The organism is Methylovorus menthalis, assembly GCF_020523625.1.
GTDB lineage: Bacteria > Pseudomonadota > Gammaproteobacteria > Burkholderiales > Methylophilaceae > Methylovorus > Methylovorus menthalis.
The window spans coordinates 325,464-347,280 of sequence record NZ_JAJAQH010000003.1 but is presented as its reverse complement, the minus strand read 5'-3'; the positions used below and the strand labels follow the sequence as shown (position 1 = coordinate 347,280).

At 56.1% G+C, this 21,817-nt stretch carries 22 protein-coding genes and 1 tRNA gene; 9 read left to right on the top strand and 14 right to left on the bottom strand.

The window, feature by feature from the left end; all coding sequences use genetic code 11:
* Positions 1-162 precede the first annotated feature (162 nt).
* The 11 genes from LG204_RS04285 to LG204_RS04235 all read right to left on the bottom strand — a co-directional run bounded on the left by LG204_RS04285 (position 163) and on the right by LG204_RS04235 (position 11,089).
* Positions 163-239 (bottom strand) — tRNA-Met (locus LG204_RS04285).
* A gap of 191 nt (positions 240-430) precedes the next feature.
* The gene (gene kdsB, locus LG204_RS04280; protein WP_230336100.1) at positions 431-1,195 is read right to left on the bottom strand and encodes a 3-deoxy-manno-octulosonate cytidylyltransferase; all 765 of its coding nucleotides are present in this window, start codon (positions 1,193-1,195) and stop codon (positions 431-433) included.
* 2 nt (positions 1,196-1,197) lie between these two features.
* Positions 1,198-1,377: a Trm112 family protein gene (locus LG204_RS04275; RefSeq protein WP_230336099.1), complete on the bottom strand. Its 180-nt coding sequence runs from the start codon at positions 1,375-1,377 to the stop codon at positions 1,198-1,200.
* Position 1,378: 1 nt separating this feature from the next.
* Positions 1,379-2,371 (bottom strand): tetraacyldisaccharide 4'-kinase, encoded by a 993-nt coding sequence (gene lpxK / locus LG204_RS04270; RefSeq protein WP_230336098.1) that lies wholly within the window; start codon positions 2,369-2,371, stop codon positions 1,379-1,381.
* A 25-nt stretch (positions 2,372-2,396) separates the two neighbouring features.
* Entirely contained in the window at positions 2,397-4,151 is a 1,755-nt protein-coding gene (gene msbA / locus LG204_RS04265) for a lipid A export permease/ATP-binding protein MsbA (protein WP_230336097.1), read from the bottom strand.
* 90 nt (positions 4,152-4,241) lie between these two features.
* Positions 4,242-4,664, bottom strand: a complete 423-nt coding sequence (locus LG204_RS04260; RefSeq protein ID WP_230336096.1) for an ExbD/TolR family protein — start codon at positions 4,662-4,664, stop codon at positions 4,242-4,244.
* Between the two features lie 13 nt (positions 4,665-4,677).
* Entirely contained in the window at positions 4,678-5,283 is a 606-nt protein-coding gene (locus LG204_RS04255; protein ID WP_230336095.1) for a MotA/TolQ/ExbB proton channel family protein, read from the bottom strand.
* 167 nt (positions 5,284-5,450) lie between these two features.
* Positions 5,451-6,536: a type I glyceraldehyde-3-phosphate dehydrogenase gene (locus tag LG204_RS04250; RefSeq protein WP_230336094.1), complete on the bottom strand. Its 1,086-nt coding sequence runs from the start codon at positions 6,534-6,536 to the stop codon at positions 5,451-5,453.
* Positions 6,537-6,730: 194 nt separating this feature from the next.
* On the bottom strand, positions 6,731-9,112 hold the full coding sequence (locus tag LG204_RS04245; protein ID WP_230336093.1) for a DNA internalization-related competence protein ComEC/Rec2: 2,382 nt from the start codon (positions 9,110-9,112) through the stop codon (positions 6,731-6,733).
* Positions 9,113-9,123: 11 nt separating this feature from the next.
* Positions 9,124-9,828 carry a lipoprotein-releasing ABC transporter ATP-binding protein LolD gene (gene lolD / locus LG204_RS04240; protein ID WP_230336092.1) on the bottom strand — a complete coding sequence of 235 codons (705 nt, stop codon included), beginning with the start codon at positions 9,826-9,828 and terminating at the stop codon, positions 9,124-9,126.
* Positions 9,821-11,089, bottom strand: a complete 1,269-nt coding sequence (locus LG204_RS04235) for a lipoprotein-releasing ABC transporter permease subunit (protein WP_230336091.1) — start codon at positions 11,087-11,089, stop codon at positions 9,821-9,823. Before LG204_RS04235 ends, lolD begins: the two co-directional genes overlap by 8 nt.
* A 144-nt stretch (positions 11,090-11,233) precedes the next feature.
* Between LG204_RS04235 and LG204_RS04230 the strand changes: the two genes are divergently transcribed.
* The 7 genes from LG204_RS04230 to LG204_RS04200 are packed head-to-tail and all read left to right on the top strand — an operon-like array spanning position 11,234 to position 16,809.
* Positions 11,234-11,839 (top strand): riboflavin synthase, encoded by a 606-nt coding sequence (locus tag LG204_RS04230; RefSeq protein WP_230336090.1) that lies wholly within the window; start codon positions 11,234-11,236, stop codon positions 11,837-11,839.
* Positions 11,836-12,927 carry a bifunctional 3,4-dihydroxy-2-butanone-4-phosphate synthase/GTP cyclohydrolase II gene (ribBA, locus tag LG204_RS04225; RefSeq protein ID WP_230336089.1) on the top strand — a complete coding sequence of 364 codons (1,092 nt, stop codon included), beginning with the start codon at positions 11,836-11,838 and terminating at the stop codon, positions 12,925-12,927. The genes LG204_RS04230 and ribBA overlap by 4 nt, the downstream gene beginning before the upstream one ends.
* 22 nt (positions 12,928-12,949) lie before the next feature.
* Positions 12,950-13,510, top strand: a complete 561-nt coding sequence (locus LG204_RS04220) for a YqgE/AlgH family protein (protein WP_230336088.1) — start codon at positions 12,950-12,952, stop codon at positions 13,508-13,510.
* A gap of 32 nt (positions 13,511-13,542) precedes the next feature.
* On the top strand, positions 13,543-14,061 hold the full coding sequence (ruvX, locus tag LG204_RS04215; RefSeq protein ID WP_230336087.1) for a Holliday junction resolvase RuvX: 519 nt from the start codon (positions 13,543-13,545) through the stop codon (positions 14,059-14,061).
* A gap of 23 nt (positions 14,062-14,084) precedes the next feature.
* Positions 14,085-14,582 carry a bifunctional pyr operon transcriptional regulator/uracil phosphoribosyltransferase PyrR gene (gene pyrR, locus LG204_RS04210; RefSeq protein ID WP_230336086.1) on the top strand — a complete coding sequence of 166 codons (498 nt, stop codon included), beginning with the start codon at positions 14,085-14,087 and terminating at the stop codon, positions 14,580-14,582.
* Entirely contained in the window at positions 14,582-15,535 is a 954-nt protein-coding gene (locus tag LG204_RS04205; RefSeq protein WP_230336085.1) for an aspartate carbamoyltransferase catalytic subunit, read from the top strand. Before pyrR ends, LG204_RS04205 begins: the two co-directional genes overlap by 1 nt.
* Positions 15,532-16,809, top strand: coding sequence for a dihydroorotase (locus LG204_RS04200; RefSeq protein WP_230336084.1), 1,278 nt, complete (start codon positions 15,532-15,534; stop codon positions 16,807-16,809). The genes LG204_RS04205 and LG204_RS04200 overlap by 4 nt, the downstream gene beginning before the upstream one ends.
* Before the next feature lie 66 nt (positions 16,810-16,875).
* Here LG204_RS04200 and LG204_RS04195 read toward each other — a convergent pair whose 3' ends face one another.
* The 3 genes from LG204_RS04195 to LG204_RS04185 form a co-directional block, all read right to left on the bottom strand.
* Positions 16,876-17,844, bottom strand: a complete 969-nt coding sequence (locus LG204_RS04195) for a DUF72 domain-containing protein (RefSeq protein WP_230336083.1) — start codon at positions 17,842-17,844, stop codon at positions 16,876-16,878.
* 74 nt (positions 17,845-17,918) lie between these two features.
* Positions 17,919-19,055 (bottom strand): PilT/PilU family type 4a pilus ATPase, encoded by a 1,137-nt coding sequence (locus LG204_RS04190; protein WP_230336082.1) that lies wholly within the window; start codon positions 19,053-19,055, stop codon positions 17,919-17,921.
* A 47-nt stretch (positions 19,056-19,102) separates the two neighbouring features.
* Positions 19,103-20,146, bottom strand: coding sequence for a type IV pilus twitching motility protein PilT (locus tag LG204_RS04185; RefSeq protein WP_230336081.1), 1,044 nt, complete (start codon positions 20,144-20,146; stop codon positions 19,103-19,105).
* A 42-nt stretch (positions 20,147-20,188) separates the two neighbouring features.
* On the opposite strand from LG204_RS04185, the gene LG204_RS04180 reads away from it, so the two are divergent.
* The gene (locus LG204_RS04180) at positions 20,189-20,893 is read left to right on the top strand and encodes a YggS family pyridoxal phosphate-dependent enzyme (protein ID WP_230336080.1); all 705 of its coding nucleotides are present in this window, start codon (positions 20,189-20,191) and stop codon (positions 20,891-20,893) included.
* Positions 20,894-21,004: 111 nt separating this feature from the next.
* Positions 21,005-21,817, top strand: coding sequence for a pyrroline-5-carboxylate reductase (proC, locus tag LG204_RS04175; RefSeq protein ID WP_230336079.1), 813 nt, complete (start codon positions 21,005-21,007; stop codon positions 21,815-21,817).

Below are 21,817 nucleotides of genomic sequence, written 5' to 3'. Positions count from 1 at the left end.
CCGACTTCACAAAACCACAAGCACTCACACCTATCGATTGTTCAGTTTGTTAAAGAGCAGGTACTTCTTACTTCGCTTTCACTCATCAACGTTTCCGTTGAGAGGTGCGCATTATACAGCGCTTAAACGTTTCGTCAACAACTAAATTCAGATTCGTTTACTTGGTTGCGGGGACAGGATTTGAACCTGTGACCTTCGGGTTATGAGCCCGACGAGCTGCCAGACTGCTCCACCCCGCGTCCGCTTCGTCGCTTCGTTATGTACGTTGCGTCGAGAGGTGAGACTATAGCAAAGCAGAAACGACACTGTCAACGACTTTTGAGGTTTTCCTCTAAACTCCCGCATGTCCAGAACCGGCCCCAGATGCCATTTCCCCTAAAAATCAATAACATCAACCGCCCTTTGGCAACATGACTGATTGATGCATTTTTTACGCAGCTGCCGCATCTTTCAAAATCATCCGCACCCTGACCAGATCTGCCGGGGTATCCACCCCGGCAGCGGGGGCATGCGCAGTCTCGGCAACACTGATCTTATAGCCATGCCAAAGCGCTCTCAGTTGCTCAAGCATTTCGGTCTTTTCCAAGGAACACGCCTCAAGAAGACTATATGCATTAAGAAAAGTCACCTTATAAGCATAGATACCTATATGTCGGTACGCCACCATCTCCAATGGTGATGACTCGCTCTGGAAAGCATCGCGAGCATAAGGAATGGGGGCCCGACTGAAATAAAGCGCATGCCCATCCTTATCGGCCACCACTTTGACTACATTGGGATTGAATATCTGCTCACGATCATGAATGGCATGACATGCGGTTGCCATGGCAGCTTCTGGATGATCCCGCAGATTGGTCGCGACTTCTCTAATCAATAGTGGATCGATCAGTGGCTCATCGCCCTGCACGTTGACGACAATCGTGTCATCACTCCATCCAAAATGTGCCGCTACCTCCGCAATACGATCTGTCCCGGATGGGTGATCCTCTCGCGTCATGACCGCCTGGTATCCATAAGACTGCACTACTTGAAGAATATCGGGATGATCCGTCGCCACAATCACCTGCCCCGCTCCGCTCTGCAGAGCGCGCTCGACAACCCAGATCACCATGGGCTTTCCGGCAATGTCGAGCAAAGGCTTGGCTGGCAGGCGGGAGCTGGCATAGCGGGCGGGGATGACGACATTGAATTTCATGTTCAAACTTCTTCCGTATCCGCCAGACGTCGAGCTTCTTCTTCCAGCATGACGGGAATGCCATCACGTATGGGGTAGGCCAGGCGGCAAGGCTTGCAAACCAGCTCTTGTGCGTCCTTCTTGAGAACCAGCGGGCCTTTGCATATCGGGCACACCAGAATGTCGAGTAATTTTGCATCCATATCAAACTCCTAATTTACTGAGAACATGTGGCAGGAACCCGGGAGCTAGCTCAGCATTCACTGGCAGCACCCACCAGCCGGGTTGCGCAAAGGCCGCGCATTTAACGGCATCCTTCTCAGTCATGACAACAGGGAGGTTGTCACCGAAGGCCAGATCAGCGGGTTGGAAATCGTGATGATCCGGAAATGGATGCTCAATCACCTCAAGCCCTTTACTTTTCAATTGTGCGAAAAATCGCTGAGGGTTGCCAATACCCGCGACCGCATGCACAGCGTTATTGGCAAATGCATTTATGGGACATGTATTGGATGGCATCTCCAGACTGTAGAGATCCATGCTAACAAGATGCATCGAAAATCCATCTTCATCCGCCCACCCCCCATTAAGGACAAGCGCACTGACCTTTGCCAGCCGACTAACGGGCTCGCGCAAAGGGCCAGCGGGTAGAAGTTGTCCGTTACCAAACCATTGCGCGGCATCCACTACGGCGATTTCAATATCGCGCTGCAACGCATAATGCTGCAACCCATCGTCACTGATAATCACATTGCAGTCAGGATATTTGGCAAGGCCAGCCTGAGCGACCTGGGGCCGATGCCGCCCCACCCATACCGGCACCCCTGTGCGGCGCGACATCAGCAGTGGCTCATCCCCAACCATCAAGGGATCGCTTTGCGGGCCAACCTCTTTTATGGCGGTGCTAACATTGCCCGCATAGCCACGACTAATAATAAGCGGATGAAAACCAGCCACTTTCAGATGTTGAGCAAGCCAGATAACGAGCGGGGTTTTCCCTGTGCCGCCGACACTGATATTCCCCACCACAATCACGGGAACCGGCATGCGGAATGATGAAAGCAAGCCAAAGCTATAGGCCTGGCGCCTGAGAAGGCTCAGCGCCCCGAACAGCCAGGATAATGGGATAAGCAAAAGATGCCATATACCCAAGTGAGTCCATTGCTGCTGGATAAAGGTAACCAGTTTCGCCTTCATCTAACTCAGGCCTAGCAAAAATAGATTAGTGAAATTGCTTTTGATACAGCTTGGCATAGTAGCCATCCTGCGTCAGCAATGACTGATGATCACCACTCTCGACAATACGACCATGATCCATAACCAGAATACGGTCTGCATTTTCAATGGTAGAGAGCCGGTGAGCAATGACAATGGTCGTGCGATTGCGCATCAACTCATCCAATGCCGCCTGCACATGCTGCTCGGATTCCGTGTCGAGCGCGGAAGTGGCTTCATCCAGCAACAGAATGGGCGCATCCTTCAGAATGGCTCGCGCAATGGCAAGCCGCTGACGCTGACCACCAGACAGGCGCACACCGCGGTCGCCAATCTCACTTTGCAGCCCTTGGGGCAATTGCTGGATAAACTCCCACGCATGCGCAGCCTTGGCTGCAGCGATCACATCCGCCTCCGACGCATTACGCAACACACCGTAAGCAATATTATTGAATACCGTGTCATTAAACAGAATCACATCCTGGCTCACCAGCGAAAACTGCGCACGCAGATTACGCAAGGTCATCTGCCGTGTATCCAGACCATCCAACAGCAACTCGCCCTGCTGATAATCATAGAAACGCGGCAGCAGATTCACCAAAGAAGTCTTTCCACCACCAGATCGACCAACCAGCGCCAGCTTCTCTCCCGGATGGACTGTAAAGTTGAGATCACTCAAGGCCGCCCGCTTGGCATTCTCGTAATGCAATTCCAGATGGCGGAATTCAATCAGGCCACGCGCACGCCCAATTTCCTTCGTACCAGCATCAATCTCCACCGGCGAATCAATCAGCGCAAAAACACTTTCTGCCGCGGCAAGCCCCGTCTGAATGTCTTCATTCATGCCCGTCAGGCTTTTAATCGGGGCAATCAACATCAACAGGGCGCCAATAAATGCAGCAAACTCCCCTGCCGTGAAATTGCCAATGGCATAGTAAACCACCAGCCCCAGTGCCAAGCCCGCCAACACCTCAATCACCATACTATTAAGACTGGACAGGCGCGCCATCTTGATCAAGGTATAGCGATTACGCCCGGCAACTTTGGCAAAACGCTGAAACTCGTAATCCCCACCGCCAAAAATCTTGACCACACGCTGGCCAGAAACCGCCTCTTCAATCACCTGGGTCAGGTCGCCCATGGACTCTTGCACCACACGGCTCGCCTGACGCAGCTTCGGCGTCATGATTTTCAGGTAAAACACCATCAACGGCACCACGATGACGAAAATCATCGTCAACTTCCAGTCGAGATAGAGCATGTAGCCAACCATCCCGATAATGGTCAAAGTATCCCGCACCGCGGCCACCGCAACATTGGTAGACGCCTTGGCAATCTGCTCGGTATCGTAGGTCAGCTTGGAAGTCACTATTCCAGCCGAATTGGCATCAAAATAACTGACCGGGAATGCCATCAAGCGGCGAAATGCATCGAGCCGCAGACTCTCGACCACCCGGCGGGACACCCATCGCATGCCAAATGCGGAGACAAATCCGGCAAACGCCCGCAACGCCAGCAATCCAAAAAGCATTAATGGCAACAATGCCACCTTGCTGCTGTCGCGCTGAACAAAGCCTTCATCCGTCACCATCTTGATGGTTGCCAGAAAACCAGTATTTGTCGCTGACAACACGACCAGGCCCAGGATAGTGAGGGACATGGCCACCCAGAATTTACGGGTATAGCCGAGCAATCGCAGATAAAGCGTTCTGGCGTTATGTTCGGAAGCAACGGAGGCTCGGCTGGAGGATTTTTTGGACATAAATCTCAGGGACTGTTAAAAGGTTTGCCCGCCAAATGGCGGGCAAAACAGGATAGTGGAGTTACCCAAACAGGTAAACATGCATCAGACTCAGGAGCCAGACTTTACCTGAGTCGCAAAGTTGATATGTGTGTAGTTTTCCTGCCGCGCGGCTTCCATGACATTGACGACAGATTGATGCGTGCTGTTGGCATCGGCATTGATCACGATAGTCGGCTCCTTGCCATTACCTACCGCTTGCCGCAGTGCCATGCCGAGACCGGCCACGCTTGTATCGCTCACCGGCTTGTCATTCACCACATAATGTCCGCTGGCATCAACACCCACATTCACGATCAGCGGCTTTTGTTCTGGCGGCGTGGCTTCTGCGGTAGGCAGATTGATCTGCAACTCGCTCACGCGTGAGAACGTGGTGCTGACGACCAGAAAAATAATAATGACCAGCAACACGTCGATCAGCGGCACCAGATTCATTTCCAGATCTTCGTGCTTTTTTCCGCGTTGAAAATTCATGGTGTTTGCTCGCTTATTTACGTTCGCCGTGGATGATTTCCACCAGCTTGACGGCTTGCTGTTCCATTTCCACAATCAGGCCATCCACCTTGCCGCGGAAATAGCGGTAGAAAATCATGGCGGGCACAGCCACCACAATACCGCCAGCCGTGTTATACAAAGCGACGGAAATGCCGCGGGCAAACTGCGCTACATCATGACCAGTGGCGGTAAAGGCGCCAAAGAGCTCGACCATCCCGATCACCGTACCCAGCAGACCCAGCAGCGGGCTAACAGTCGCAATGGTACCTAGCGTGGTCAGGTACTTTTCCAGCTTGTGGGCCACCGCACGGCCCGACTCCTCAATCGCTTCTTTCATGACTTCGCGAGAAGAATCGACATTGGCCAGGGCACTGGCGAAAATCTGCCCCAGCAGGGAGTGTTGTTGCAACTTGATCAAGGTTTCCTTGTTAACGCCTCCCTGGCCCAGCCAGCGCTGCACTTCCGGCAGTAAGTTGCTTGGCGCAATCAATTCGGCGCGCAAAGCCCACAAACGCTCAACAATAATCGCTACAGCAATGATAGAAGCGATAATCAGCGGCCAAATCGGCCAGCCGGCCGCTAGAATAATTTCCCACACAGTGAGGCTCCAAAGGATGATCAAAAGTGGCAATACTTTAGCGTGCGAGCCGGTTTTCAGCAAGCAAACTTACAACTGACCTGGGCTTCGCGAAACGCAGGAATGACAAAGCCGGACAAGGTGTCCGGCTTTTGAAAATGGCATGATGGCACTGCAGAAAAAAATCCTCAGGCGCGCAAGGACTCCACCAGTTTGAGTTTGCTGGCTGCTTTTACGCGATCAATCACCCCCAGCACATCCAGTACCCGGCAACAGTACGCAACCTCGTTGTCATGCATGAGCGTCAGCCCCAGCTGTCGCCCATGGCTCACGGTCAGGTGCCGCATTTGCAGGATGGCGGAAAACTCCGTGCCCAGATAATCGATGCTGGCACGCTGATGCCCCCATGCGCCGTAATCACATTGAACAATACCGTTCAGATCACCCCTGGCATATTTTTCGAACAGCTCAATACATTCATCCCGCGAGGTATCCCGTGCCAGAGTGGCGGTCATGTCGATGATAGACACAATCTCGGTAGGCACTCGATAAGACAAGGAATCCAGCTTACCCTCAAGCTCAGGCAAGGCCAGTACGGCAGAAGCAGCAACGTTGGTGCTAGTCGGCAAGATGGAAGCTGCGCAGGCGCGGCCCAGATGTGAAGTGGGGTGATAACCATCCAGTGCACGCTGATCAGACAGGGCCGGGTGTATGGTAATCACTCGGGCATACTCAATGCCAATATGCTTTTGCAGCACATACGCCACCGGCGCCAGCGCGTTGCCAGTACAGGTATTGGAAGCAATGATATCGTGTTGCTGGGGATCATATTGCTCGTGGTTAACGCCGTAGACCATGCTCAAATCACAATCGGCAATATTGGCCGTACACACCACCTTGCGCGCTACCTTGCGCTCGATGACAGCTCGCAGATCAGCAATGGATGCCGTGCCGGTCGCATCGATAAAGACATCGAGATCAAACTCGCGCAGGGCAGCAAAGCTGTCTTCAGTGGGGCGGCGGCGGCGATCAACACGTTCGTACCGAATACGCTTATCGCCAAGAATCAGATCGTTGCCTTGAAAATCCAGGGTAAATGGCGGCTTGCCATAGGTAGTGTCGTGCGCGAGCAGATAAGCCACCTGATCGATGGGCATCACATCACACACTACCTTGATATCGAAACGCCCCTCGGCTAATGCAGCGTGGTTCGCTCGTAAAATACCGCGGCCTATGCGGCCCAGTCCTGCAATGCCAACGCGCAAGGGTGTCATATCAAGCTACTCCGTCTCGATTTTGTATGTTTTTTTCGTTGCCACCATGCATTACTGCTAATCCCCCATGCATGCGTACCCTGTCTTTTAGATACTTCGGCAGCACCGAGCCAAACTTTACGATGAATCCGGCTATTTGTGGAGAAAAAAGCGATAGGTATTACTTATGAGACAGCCGGTGTGCGGAGGCGCGCTCAATCATGCGCATACCAATAGCGCATGGATTGCTGTCGCCAACGGTGCACGGCGATGCCCTCCGCCGAGAAAAAGTCGAGCAGGATGGCACCATCGCGATCTGAGCGGTAATCATGCACGCCCTGCGCCTCGTAGCGCGCCATCACCTCAGCTTTGGGATGCCCGAATCGATTGCGATAGCCGACGGCATATAAGGCAATGGCGGGGCGCACGGCCGCGACAAACTCAGGGGTAGACGAGGTGCGGCTACCATGATGCGGCACCAGCAAGGCGTCTGCGGCCAAGCGACTGCCTGCATTATCCAGCAGGCGAGCCTCCGCTCTTTTTTCAATATCGCCAGCCAGCAATATGCTGCCGTAGCGGCTACTTACCTTCAATACGCAACTGCGGTTGTTATCCTGCAGATCGGTCTGCGCCATGCTCGCTAAATCCGGATATAGCATTTCAAATACCACTCCGTCCCATTGCCAGCGCTGGCCTGCCTGACAGGCTCGATGCTGCGTGACTTGACGCGGAACCACATCGGCAGGCAATGAGCTCAGCATCCATTGCGGCGCCAAGGTATCCGCCACGGTCACCATGCCCCCGCTATGATCATTATCGTTGTGGCTGACGACCAAGCCATCCAGCCGGGCAATGCCCTCTCCTCGCAAATAAGGCAGTATGACGCGCCGACCAGCATCGCTCTCGGCCGAGTAACGCGGCCCGGTATCGTAAAGCAAGGTATGTCGGGCAGTACGCACCACCACCGCCATGCCCTGCCCGACATCCAGCATAACGACACGCATGGCGCCATCTGCAGGCGGTAGCGGGCGGATCAGCAACAGGGGCAATAAGCCCACCCAACCCAGCCAACGCAAGGGAAATCCACGCGGCAACAACATCCAAGCGATACCTGCCATCGCTGGCAATAGCGACCATGCAGGCGGCGCCTGCTGCTGCCATACCGCCCAGGGTGATACGGCGAGCCAATGCATAGCCTGGGTAACAAACTGCATCAAGGCATGCGCCAGCCAAAGCAGACTATCGATCGGCAGCAAGGTACCGGCCAGAGCCAGGGGCACTACCCCCAGACTAACAACCGGGATGGCGATGGCATTCGCCAGCGGCGAGACCAGCGACACTTGCTGAAACAGCAATAGCAATAAAGGCAACAAGCCCAGCGTCACTGCCCACTGGGCATGCACCGCCTGACGCCATTTGGCCAGCATGCCGATACGATACGCCCCGGCAAACGCCATGACCGCTACCGCACCGAATGACAACCAGAAGCCCGGCGCCATGGTCGCCCAGGGGTCCATCAGCACGACCGCCAGCAAGGCACACGCGAGTACGCAGGCTATGCCAAACCGTCGCCCCAGCCACAAGGCAATGGCAAATACACTCAACATATATAAGGTGCGCTGGGTAGGCACCGAAAACCCGGCCACCAGCGAGTAAAGCAATGCCAGGAGCCAGCCCAGCAGCACCCCCGCCTTGCGCGCAGGCAGCAACAGATTCAGCCGGTAACTGCGGCGCCAGCCGGCATACACGGCCCAATACGCCAGACTTGCCAGCATGGTGATATGCAAGCCGGAAATACTGATCAGATGATTTATCCCGCTGCGCAAAAAGACATCCCAGTCTTTTGCAGCAATGCCACTATCATCGCCAGTGACCAATGCCTGCAGCAGAGGCATGGCTGGTTCGCCAGGCAACACATAGGTTATGCGCGCATTCAAGCGCTCCCGGACCCGCTCCACCACATACGCCGGGCGCCATACCATGTCGGCCAAGCGCCGATATTCGCTGCCTGTGCGGACATAGCCGAACGCCTGCAAATCGTTCTCCAACGCCCAGCGTTCAAAATCAAACCCATGCGGATTCACACTGCCATGCGGGCGCTTGAGCCTGACAGTTAATTGCCAGCGCTCACCGGCGTGTATTTGCGGTGTCGAGGGATGCTTCGTCACAGGCGAGGCATCCCCTCCCGTTCCCGAATCCCGGGAGGCAAAGACATTGTTTCGATAAAGATTAAGGGAGATGCGATGTGGCACCCTGGCTGTTGGCGTCAATACCTTCTCAACATCAAACGCGAAGCTCAAGCCACGTTCGCGCTGCTCGGGCAAGCCAGCCACCACCCCCACCACCGTAATATCACGGCCCTCCCATTCCGGAGACAAGGCATCGGCCAGCCGCGCCTGCGCCAACCATGCTGCCCAGACAAAGCCGCACACGGCGGCTAGCAAGCACAGGAACAACCGCCGAATATGGGCTGGCAAAAACCAGCAAGCACCCATCAGAAATATAAGTAAAAGGCCGACCGGCCAAAGTACAGGGAGAGAAGGGAGTTGTTGCAGTACCCAGGCGCCAGCAGTGAACGCGAGCGCCAGGGTAATCACGTCAGGTCAGATCAAGCGCTAACAGACGAGGAATGATCAGCACCCGTGCTGATCAGCTGACCATCCTGCAAGCGATATTGGCGCTGCATCTTGGCGGCCAGCTCCAGATCGTGCGTCACCACTACCAGGCTGACGCCCTGCCGCGCATTCAGCTCCAGCAACAGATCAAACACCGCATTGGCCGTGTGTCGGTCTAGATTGCCCGTCGGCTCATCCGCCAGTATGCAACGCGGATTGGTCACCAGCGCCCGTGCTACCGCGGCGCGTTGCCGTTCGCCGCCGGACAGTTCGCCCGGCATATGCTCCAGACGATGTGCCAGCCCCACTTGAGTAAGCGTTTCGGCAGCCGCGTCCAGGGCTTCTGCCCGTGGCATGCGGCGTATAAACAAAGGCATGGCGACGTTTTCCAGCGCAGTAAATTCCGGCAGCAAATGGTGAAACTGGTAAACAAAGCCCAAAGCATGATTACGCAACTCACCCCGGCGCGCTTCGCTAAGGTCCGCCAGTTTTTCGCCCATCACCCGCACTTCGCCAGCACTTGCAGCGTCCAGACCACCGAGCAAATGCAACAGCGTGCTCTTGCCCGAGCCAGATGTGCCGACAATCGCCACCTGCTCGCCTTGCGCCACATGCAGGTCAATACCGTTCAGCACTGCCACATCCAGTCCAGCGTAGGTTTTGCGCAAGGCGCTACATGCAATCACTTCATTACTCATAGCGCAGGGCCTCCGCCGGGTTAATGCGCGCCGCGCGCCAGCTTGGATAAAGCGTGGCCAGCAGGCTTAATACAAAAGACATGACGGTAATCACCGCGACATCGCCCCACAGCAGATGTGATGGCAGCTCACTGATGTAATACACGTCCTTGGCCAAAAACTGGATACCCAGACTGCGTTCGATAAACGGCACAATGGTTTCAATATTCAGCGCAATCACCACACCAAAAATCGCCCCAAAGACTGTGCCGATCACGCCAATCAGCGCGCCCTGCACGATGAATATCTGCATGATGCTGGAGGGGCTGGCGCCAAAGGTGCGCATGATGGCAATATCCGCCCGCTTGTCGGTCACGGCCATCACCAACGTGGAAACGATATTAAAGGCCGCCACCGCGACAATCAGCGCCAGGATAATGAACATGACGCGTTTTTCCATCTGTACGGCGCGGAAGAAATTGGCATGCTGCTCGGTCCAGTCGCTGATGTAATAGTTACCCTTGCCTTGCAACTGCGCCACCAGTGCCGTGGTAACGCGCGGGGCAGCGAACAGGTCATCCAGTTTCAGCCTGACACCGGATACATCCGTGCCCATGCGATAAAGCTTGGCGGCATCCGCCATATGGATCAAGGCGAGGCCAGCATCGTATTCGTACATGCCGATCTGAAAAATGCCCACCACGCGAAACTGTTTGATACGCGGCACGATACCCGTGGGCGTAAATTGCCCCTGCGGCGCCAGCACCACCACCTTGTCGCCAAGTATCACCCCTAGCGACTGCGCCAACTCGGCACCGAGCACAATACCGAATTCGCCCTCCTTGAGGTCTGTGAGCTTGCCGGCGCGCATATGGCGCCCCAGGTCCGCCACGCGGTCTTCATCCACCGGCAGCACGCCACGCACAATCGCCCCCTGCACCGACTGCCCATAAGAAAGCATGCCCTGCGCCATGATATAAGGTGCCACGGCCTGCACATGTGGCCCATGCTCCACCTCTTTGGCAAGGATGGGCCAGTCGGCCAGCTTGTTATCGACGCCGCTGATCTGCATGTGCGAAGCCACCCCCAGAATGCGAGTGCGCAACTCCTCCTGAAAACCATTCATGACAGACAGCACGATAATCAGCGCAGCCACACCGAGGCCGATACCTATCATGCTGGTCATGGAAATGAAGGAGATGAAATGATTGCGACGCTTGGCGCGTGTATAACGTAATCCGACGAAAATTTCGTACGGCAATGTAGTGAATTTAATAGCCATAGCGCCGAATTCTAGCAGGGAACAGGCGCCATTCTGCTAAAATTATGCAAGGCTGTGACAAGCACCGAAGCGTGGCTCGGCCAGCAGGCTCAAGCACACTCGCGAGCACAGCACACCATTACATCCTGGAGCGTATATACCCTCATGTTTACCGGAATCATCCAAGCGGTAGGCCGTATCGAAAAAGTCGACACCCTCGGCACCGACGTCAAGCTGACGATAGATGCAGCCGCGCTGAATCTTGGCGATGTCGCCATCGGCGACAGCATTTGCGTCAATGGCGTGTGTCTCACCGCCGTCAGCCTGAGCCCCAGCCACTTTCAGGCGCACGTTTCGCGCGAAACCCTTAACTGCACCGTTGGTCTCGACAATGTACGCGCGGTTAATCTGGAAAAAGCCTTGCGCTTTTCCGACCGTCTGGGCGGCCATATCGTCAGTGGCCATGTGGATGGCGTAGGCCAAGTCGTGCGATTTGAGCCTGCGGGAGATTGCATGCTGCTGGCCGTGCGCACGCCACATGCCATTTCGCGCTATATCGCCATCAAGGGTTCCATCACCATTGATGGCGTCAGCCTCACCGTCAACCATGTGGATGGTGATGTGTTCAGTGTGAACCTGATTCCCCATACGATAGAAGTCACGGCGCTCAAGAGTTTGGGCGTGGGCAGCCGGGTAAACCTGGAGGTCGACATGATCGCCCGTTATGTAGAGCGCATGGCGCAATGGAAAACCGAAGGAGAAAGTGCGTGATCAGCCCGACCAAAGACATTATTGAGGAAATCCGCCAGGGCCACATGGTCATCCTGGTGGACGAAGAGGACCGGGAAAATGAAGGGGACCTGGTACTCGCGGCGCAATTCACCACGCCAGAGCATATCAACTTCATGGCCAAGCATGGTCGCGGCCTGATCTGCCTGACGCTGACCGAAGACCGCTGCCAGCAACTGGCCCTGCCGCCCATGGTGCAGAAAAATGGCGCGCCCCTTGGCACGGCATTTACAGTTTCGATTGAAGCCGCCGAAGGCGTCACCACAGGCATTTCGGCTGCAGACCGCGCACGCACAGTGCAGGCTGCCGTTGCCCGCAATGCCAGCCCGGCCGACATTGTCAGCCCCGGCCATATCTTCCCGCTCACGGCAGAAAACGGGGGCGTACTGGTCCGCGCCGGGCACACCGAAGCGGGTTGTGACCTTGCCGCTCTGGCAGGCCTGGAGCCAGCAGGCGTCATCTGCGAAATCCTCAAGGATGACGGCAGCATGGCCCGCTTGCCTGACCTGATTGAGTTCGCGCGCGAGCACAAGCTTAAGATCGGCACCATCGCCGACCTGATTCACTACCGCAGCCAGACCGAAAGCTTGGTACAGCGCAGTGCTGAACGCACCGTACAAACGCCATACGGCCCCATGCAACTGATTGCCTACACTGACCGTATCAACGACCAGACCCATCTGGCGCTAACCAAAGGCACTCCGGATGAGTCGAAGGAAGTGCTGGTGCGCGTCCACGAGCCGCTGTCAGTATTCGATCTGCTGGACAGTTCAAGTTGCTCCCACTCCTGGAATACGCTCAAAGCCATGGAGACCATCAGCCAGGCGGAGTGTGGCGTGATGATTCTGCTGCGCGGTAACGAACAAGGCAGCGATCTGGTGGATCGCATCCAGCGTGCGGATCAATCCATCCGGCACAAGCAGGATCTGCGGAATTACGGCATAGGTTCGCAAATCCTGCTCGACCTTGGCGTGCGCAAAATGCGGCTGATGGCAGCCCCGCGCAAAATGCCGAGCATGACCGGGTTCGGGCTGGAAGTCGTCGGCTATCTGGAAGCTTCCCCGACCTAATATTTATGCGATAATTGGAACCGTGGAAAACGTCAATCTTACCAATCACTTTCTGATCGCCATGCCTGCCATGGCCGACCCGAATTTTGCCAAGTCGGTCACGTATATTTGCGAGCACAATGCAGATGGTGCGCTGGGTATCGTGATCAACCGTCCAACAGAGATGACGCTGCAGGAGCTCTTTAGCCAGATCAACCTGTCGCTGGACGATGCTGCAATGGCGGCCAGCGCCGTGCACTTCGGCGGCCCGGTACAGATAGATCGCGGATTTGTGCTGCACCAGCCGCCAGGTGAGTGGCAGTCCAGCATCTCCATCAATGGCAAAACCACGCTCACCACCTCAAAAGATGTGCTGGAAGCCGTCGCCAATGGCACAGGGCCAGAGAAAATCTTCATCTCACTTGGCTATTCAGGCTGGGCTGCCGGGCAACTGGAACAGGAAATGGCGCAGAACGCCTGGTTATCCGTACCCGCTGACGACACCGTATTGTTTGACCTGCCAAGTGAAAACAAGCTGACAGCCGCCATGCAGCTGCTGGGGCTCGATTTTGCCAAGCTTTCGGAAGAGGCCGGGCATGCCTGATATGTCCCACACACTCCTTCCTGCCTGAGCGCATGCAGACCGCCGCCCCTCGCCTCAACACCATCAACAACGATCCCGCCAAGCAATTGCTGCTCACCTCAGAGGGAACGGCTCTGGCTTTTGACTTTGGCGAAAAACGCATAGGCGTGGCCGTAGGGGAACACCTGCTGGGCATTGCCCACCCGCTCACCACCATTGAGAGTGAAGCCAATGATGTGCGATTTGCAGCCATTACCGCCCTGATCAACGAGTGGCGCCCTACCGTGCTGATTGTCGGCCTGCCGCTGTCGCTTGAAGGCGAAGAACATGCCACCAGCCTGCTCTGCCGCAAATTTGCCCGACGGCTTGATGGCCGCTTTGGTTTGCCGGTGGTCATGATAGACGAGCGCCTGAGCTCGGCAGAAGCCAGCAGCTCGCTGAATGAAAGTGGCGTATACGGCCGCAAGCAGAAAGTCATGCTGGATCAAGTGGCCGCCCAGCATATCTTGCAATCCTACTTTGATACCTTGTCATCCCTCTCCGTCTCACAACCGCATGCGGGGAGCCAATGACATCATGAATAGAGTACATCAACATGATCCTGCCTGACGCCGAAGCCACCTTTGAGGTGCTGCTGCAAAAGCTGAAACCGCTCATCACCGACAACACTGCCCTGGTTGGCATTCACAGCGGTGGCGTCTGGCTGGTAGACCGCCTGCTGCCACTGCTTGGCCGCCCTGTAGCACGTGGAACGCTGGATATCTCGTTTTATCGGGATGACTTTGACCAACGCGGGCTGCGTGCAGAAAACAAGCCATCGCAGATTCCCTTTGATGTACAGGATCAGCACATCATCCTGATCGATGATGTGTTTCATACCGGCCGCACCATACGCGCCGCCATGAACGAACTGTTTGATTACGGCCGCCCGGCCAGCATCAGCCTTGCCGTGCTGGTGGACAGGGGCGGCCGCGAGTTGCCCATCGTGCCGCAGATCGTCGCGGCCGATATTCCACTGCCCGTAAGCCAGAACCTGCAACTGCTGCAATCGGAAGACGGCCGTTTCCATTTTGAACTGAAAGACAGCATCTGATGCTTAACCCCCAACTTACGCCGGATGGCAAGCTGCGACACCTGTTGTCTACCGAAGGCCTGCCGCGCGCCATCCTCAACCAGATTCTGGATACCGCAGAATCCTTTGTCGGCGTGGCCGAGCGCGAAGTTAAAAAAGTGCCGCTGCTGCGGGGAAAAACCGTGTGCAACATCTTCTTCGAAAACAGCACCCGCACCCGCACGACGTTCGAGATTGCCGCCAAGCGCCTGTCTGCTGACGTGATCAACCTTAACGTTAACACCTCGTCGCAATCCAAGGGCGAGACCATCCTGGACACCATAGACAACCTGACGGCCATGCATGCCGACATGTTCGTCATCCGCCACGCGCAATCCGGTGCTGCACACCTGATCGCGCAGCATGTTGCGCCGCATATCCACGTCATCAATGCGGGCGATGGTCGCCATGCGCACCCGACCCAGGGCTTGCTGGATGTATTTACCATCCGCCGCTACAAGCCAGACATGCACAACCTGCGCGTGGCACTGGTGGGGGATGTGCTGCATTCGCGCGTGGCCCGCTCCGAGATTCACGCACTGACCACGCTGGGCGTTCCCGAAGTGCGCGTCATTGCCCCCAAGACCCTGCTGCCCCAGCATGTAGAAAAACTGGGGGTACAGGTGTATCACGACATGCGTGAGGGCCTGAAGGATGTAGACGTGATCATGATGCTGCGCCTGCAGAACGAACGCATGAATGGCGCGCTGCTGCCCAGCGCACAGGAATATTTCAAGTGTTATGGCCTGACACCGGAAAAGCTGGCCCTCGCCAAGCCGGATGCCATTGTCATGCACCCCGGCCCCATGAACCGTGGCGTGGAAATCGACTCCGCCGTCGCTGACGGCAAACAATCCGTGATATTGCCCCAGGTGACTTACGGCATTGCCGTTCGTATGGCGGTCATGTCCATGCTTGCAGGAAACAGTGCATGAAAATACTGATTAAAAACGGGCGCCTGATCGACCCAAAGAACAATATAGATACGACGCAGGATATTTATATCGCCGCCGGCAAAATCGTCGGCATAGGTAGCGGCCCAGCTGGCTACGAAGCCACGCAAACCCTGGACGCCAGCGGCTTGCTGATCGTACCGGGGCTGGTGGATTTATCCGCCCGCCTGCGCGAGCCCGGCTTTGAGCACAAAGCCACGCTGGAAAGTGAAATGCAGGCTGCCGTCGCAGGCGGTGTCACCAGCCTGGCTTGCCCGCCGGATACTGATCCAGTGCTGGATGAACCAGGCCTGGTGGAGATGCTCAAGCACAAGGCCAAGCAATTGCACCTGGCGCATGTTTACCCGCTCGGTGCCATTACCCGCCAGCTGCAGGGCAAACAGCTGACCGAAATGTCCGAACTGACGGAAGCGGGCTGCGTGGGATTTTCGCAGGCCGATGTCGCGATTACCGATACCCAGGTATTGTGGCGTGCCATGCAATACGCAGCCACCTTTGGCTATACCATCTGGCTGCGTCCGGAAGAACCCTACCTCGCCAGCGGCGGCACGGCACACGACGGCGAAGTCGCCAGTCGCCTAGGGCTGAAAGGCATCCCGGCGGCAGCTGAAACCCTGGCGATTGCCAGCATATTGACCATTGCCCGCGAAACGGGTGCCAGCATACACCTGTGCCGCCTCTCCACCGCCGAAGGCGTGGAAATGGTGCGCGCAGCCAAGCGGCAAGGGCTGCCTGTGACCTGTGATGTCAGCATCAACCACCTGCACCTGACAGAACACGATATCGGATTCTTTGACCCTAACTGCCACCTGCGTCCGCCATTGCGTGGCCAGCGCGACCGCGATGCCCTGAGCCAGGGCGTCATCGACGGCACCATTGATGCCATTTGTTCGGATCACACGCCCGTGGATGACGATGCCAAACTGCAACCATTTGGTGAAGCAGAAGCTGGCGCCACCGGACTGGAGCTATTGCTGCCACTGGTCTGCAAATGGGCAGATGAACAAGACATTCCGCTCACCCAGGCGCTGGCCTCGGTCACTAGCAAATCCGCCGCCATTCTGGCTGTGGCTGCCGGTGATTTGGCCTTGCACGCCGATGCGGACCTCTGCCTGTTTGATCCCGCAGAAGAGTGGAAAGTGGAAGCGGCCGCCTTGATTAGTCAGGGCAAAAACACGCCTTTCACCGGGCTGAACCTGCAAGGCAAGGTACGTTACACCTTGGTCAACGGCCAGATTGTGTACCAGGCAAAATAAGCCAGTCCACCCCATGAGCGACAGGGCGGTCTGGCTGCAAGCCGCTGCCAGATCGCCCCTGGATGTTCATTTTTCTACTTGGCGCCTGCCAGATACCGCATTTCTGGCGGGCTTCACGAGCTTATTCAGGGCTGATTCATCCAATGGGGCAAGCCCCTCCTCCCTTCCCAGAAGATGAATCAGCTTGCGTGCATCAAATGGGGCACGCACCTTGATGTCATTATCAAAATAACAATAGATATCGCGTGCTTTGCCATGTGATGCAGGATGCCCCTCCGCAGCAAGCTGCGCATCCTCAGGCACACGCCCAAGGCTCCAGCACCGTATGCGCTCAGCCCAGCGCGCCAACGCCTGATCGCTATAGCCACTGGCATAAAGTTCTGCATCCCCATGCAGCCGCAGGTACATGAAATCAGCCGTCACATCTTCCAGATAAGGCCATTTTCCAGCAGTATCAGCCACGACCAGGGCCACCTTGTAACGACGCAATAGCGCTATAAAATCGGACTGGGCAAAGCTGGCATGCCTGATTTCCAAGGCATGGCGCAGAGGCCTGCATTCATCCACCGCAAAAAAAGTACGCCCATCCAACTCAGGGCCATGCTGCTGGGCAAGCCTTGCTACCGCATCGGTATCATGGGGTAGTTGCTGCAAAAAAGACTCGAACAGATCAACGTCAAACTTGAAACTGGGCGGAAACTGCCAAAGTACAGGCCCCAGCTTTTCCTTTAAAGCCAGCAAACCAGAGGCAAAAAAATTGGCCATGGCGATTTCAATATCGCGCAAGCGCAAAATATGGGTGACGTAGCGGGTGGCTTTAATGCTGAAGATAAAGCCGGGAGGCGTTTGTTCATACCAGCGTTGGTAACTGGAGGGGCGCTGCAACCCATAAAACGAACCGTTAAGCTCAATACTGGACAAGGCACGCGAGGCGAACTCAAGCTCCCGGGCCTGCGTCAGGTCATCCGGATAAAAGACCTTGCGCCAGGGAGGGTATCGCCAACCAGAAATACCAATGCGTATATCAGCCGCCATACCCTTTGGTAAGCGAAGTCATGGCAAAAGTTCGCTCAGCCAAGCGCTGGACTGGCCAGCCACTGCGCTGAAGACTAAACGATCCCTAGCTTATCCAGCCCGGCAGACATATCCCGGTCCTGAGCGTCCTTGCCTTCAAGCTTGATCTTGAGGCGGATATCGTTGATGGAGTCTGCATTGCGCAGCGCATCTTCGTAGGTAATTTCGTCGCGCTCATACAGATCAAACAAGGCCTGGTCGAACGTCTGCATGCCGAGCTCGCGTGATTTCGCCATGATTTCCTTGATGCCATGCACTTCACCCTTCAGCACCAGATCGGAGATCAACGGTGAATTCAGCATGATCTCGATCGCGGCTGCACGGCCCTGACCATCACGCTTGGGGATCAGGCGTTGCGAGACAAAGGCCCGCATGTTCAGCGACAGATCCATCAGCAATTGCTGACGACGCTCTTCAGGGAAGAAGTTGATGATACGGTCCAGCGCCTGGTTGGTGCTGTTGGCATGCAGCGTCGCCATGCACAGATGGCCGGTTTCGGCAAAGGCAATGGCGTAATCCATGGTTTCGCGATCGCGGATTTCGCCGATCATGATCACATCCGGCGCCTGCCGCAGCGTGTTTTTCAGCGCGGCAAACCAGTTATCGGTATCCACCCCCACTTCGCGCTGAGTCACGATGCAGTTTTTGTGGTCGTGTATGAATTCAATCGGGTCTTCAATGGTGATGATATGACCGTAACTGTTTTCGTTGCGATACCCCATCATCGCCGCCAGCGTGGTAGATTTACCAGAGCCGGTACCGCCAACCAGAATCACCAGACCTCGCTTGGTCATGGAGACTTCCTTCAACACCTCAGGCAGATGCAGATCATCAAATTTGGGAATGGCCGAGGTAATGGTACGGAACACCAGGCCGACCGAGCCACGCTGCACAAAGGCATTGACCCGGAACCGGGCCACGCGCGGCATGCTGATGGCGAAATTACATTCGCGGGTGGCCTCGAATTCGGCGGCCTGCTTGTCGTTCATGATGGCGCGGGCAATCTCGCGCACATGCTGCGGCGTAAGTGCCTGGCTGCTCATGGGCGTCATCTTGCCATCGATCTTCATTGCCGGAGGAAAGGCCGCCGTGATGAACAGATCAGAAGCCTTCTTGCCAATCATCATGCGCAATAAATCAAAAACAAACTTCTCTGCCTGACCTTCTTCCATGGAAGACTACCTTAAGTAAACGGGTTAATAATCGAACAAAGGCGCGCTTAACCGCCGAAGGTTTCCTTGTTGGCTGCCTTGCCCCTGGCCTCACCCACCGAAATGATATTGCGCTTCACCAGCTCCTGCAGGTTCTGATCCAGCGTCTGCATGCCCACATTCTGCCCGGTCTGGATGGCGGAATACATTTGCGCAATCTTGTTTTCGCGGATCAGGTTACGGATGGCCGGGGTACCGATCATGATCTCATGCGCGGCCACACGACCCTGTTCATCCTTGGTTTTGCACAGGGTTTGCGAGATCACGGCACGCAGGGATTCAGAGAGCATGGAGCGCACCATTTCCTTTTCGGCCGCGGGGAATACATCGACGATACGGTCTATGGTCTTGGCCGCCGAGCTGGTATGCAGGGTGCCGAACACCAGGTGGCCGGTTTCAGCGGCAGACAGGGCCAGGCGTATGGTTTCCAGATCGCGCATTTCGCCGACCAGAATCACGTCCGGGTCTTCACGTAGCGCCGAGCGCAAGGCATTGGAGAATGACAGGGTATGCGGACCCACTTCGCGCTGATTGATCAAACACTTTTTCGAGGTGTGGACGAACTCAATCGGGTCTTCCACCGTCAGGATATGGCCGTACTCGTTTTCATTGATGAAATCGACCATGGCCGCCAGCGTGGTGGATTTGCCGGAACCGGTTGGACCAGTTACCAGCACGATGCCGCGCGGGTTTTGCGCGATTTCACGGAAGATGGGCGGACAGTTCAGCTCTTCCATGGTGAGAATCTTGGAAGGAATGGTACGGAATACCGCGCCGGCCCCACGATTCTGGTTGAAGGCATTGACCCGGAAACGCGCAAGATTGGGAATCTCGAAGGAGAAATCGCACTCCAGAGTTTCTTCGTAAATCTTGCGCTGGCCATCGTTCATGATGTCGTACACCATGTCGTGCACCTGGCTGTGATCCATGGAGGGCAGGTTGATTTTGCGCACATCGCCATGCACCCGGATCATGGGTGGCATACCGGCGGAAAGATGCAAATCAGAAGCCTTGTTTTTAACCGAGAACGCCAGCAAATCCGAAATATCCACCCTAGGCTCCTGCTATAATTTTATAAAAATGATGAATGGATTATGAGCGCAATCACAGAACGCTTGCAAGCCGTGCAAGCCCGTATTTGTCAGTCGGCCACGGCCGCCGGACGCGACCCGCAGGAGATTACCCTGCTGGCCGTGAGCAAGGCACAAAATGCCGACGCCATCCGCGATGCCTGGGCCGCTGGTCAGCGACAGTTTGGCGAGAATTACCTGCAGGAAGCCCTGAATAAACAGGCTCTGCTGCAAGACCTGCCGATTGAGTGGCATTTCATCGGCCCTATCCAGAGTAACAAGACCCAGCCTATCGCCCAGCATTTCAGCTGGGTGCATGGCGTAGACCGGCTCAAGATTGCCGAGCGCCTGAGCGCGGCCAGGCCAGCGGAGCTGCCACCCCTGCAGATATGCCTGCAAGTGAATGTCAGCCACGAGGAAAGCAAAAGTGGCATCTCGGCCGATGAGGCTTATGCGCTGGCCACGGCAGTTGCCCAATTGCCCCGCCTGCAGTTGCGTGGATTGATGGCGATACCGGCCCCGACGCCGGATATGGAATTGCAACGCGCGCAGTTTAGAATAGTACGCGCCCTGTATGATGCGCTGAGGCAGCAAGGCATCGCGCTGGATACGTTGTCGATAGGCATGTCGGAAGATTTTCCGGTTGCCATTGCCGAAGGCGCCACTATCGTGCGGGTTGGCTCGGCGATTTTTGGCCCACGGCCTGCCAAAGTGGCAGCAGCAGAATAAGCCGACATGCATCAAACCAAGTTTAGGCGTCATAAACCCCGCATATGGCATAGCGCCATGCGGGCAAATGAATACCTTAAAGCACTGAACACTTAACCCATTGAAAATACCATGACAAAAATCAGTTTCATCGGCGGCGGCAATATGGCGCGCGCCCTCATTGGCGGCCTGCAAAGCAATGGTTACGCCATGGATGCCATCAGCGTCATCGAGCCAGATACGGACAAGCGCAAGCAACTGCATGCGGAATACGGGGTACATGTGACCGAGCAACTGCCCAGCGTGAGCAGTGCCGATGTCATCGTGCTGGCTGTGAAGCCGCAGCAACTGCGCGACCTGGCGATCTTCCTGGGCAGCCTGCTGCATGAGCAGCTGGTGATCTCGATTGCCGCTGGCATCCGCAGCCCGGATCTGGCACGCTGGCTCGGCGGTTACCAGGCCATCGTACGCGTCATGCCGAATACACCGGCCCAGATACAGGCCGGGATTTCGGCCTTGTACGCCCTGCCTGCCGTCAGTGCCGCGCAGAAGGAAATCGCCGATACCATCATGCAGGCGGCCGGAAAAACCGTGTGGCTGGATGCCGAGCAGAAGATGGATGCGGTCACCGCCATCTCCGGCAGTGGTCCGGCCTATGTGTTTTATTTCATTGAGGCCATGCAGCAAGCCGCGCTGGAGCTGGGCCTGAGTGCAGAAGACGCCCGCTTGCTCAGCCTGCAGACCTTTGCCGGAGCAACCGCCCTCGCCGCCCAGAGCAGCGAGACGCCCGCCACGTTGCGCGCGCAGGTCACCTCCAAGGCCGGCACTACCGAACGAGCGCTGTTATCCATGGAAAGCGCCGGGGTTAAAACCGCCATTATTCAGGCAGCCCACGCTGCTGCTGCCCGCTCAGCCGAGCTGGGCGACCAATTAGGTAAGGAATGA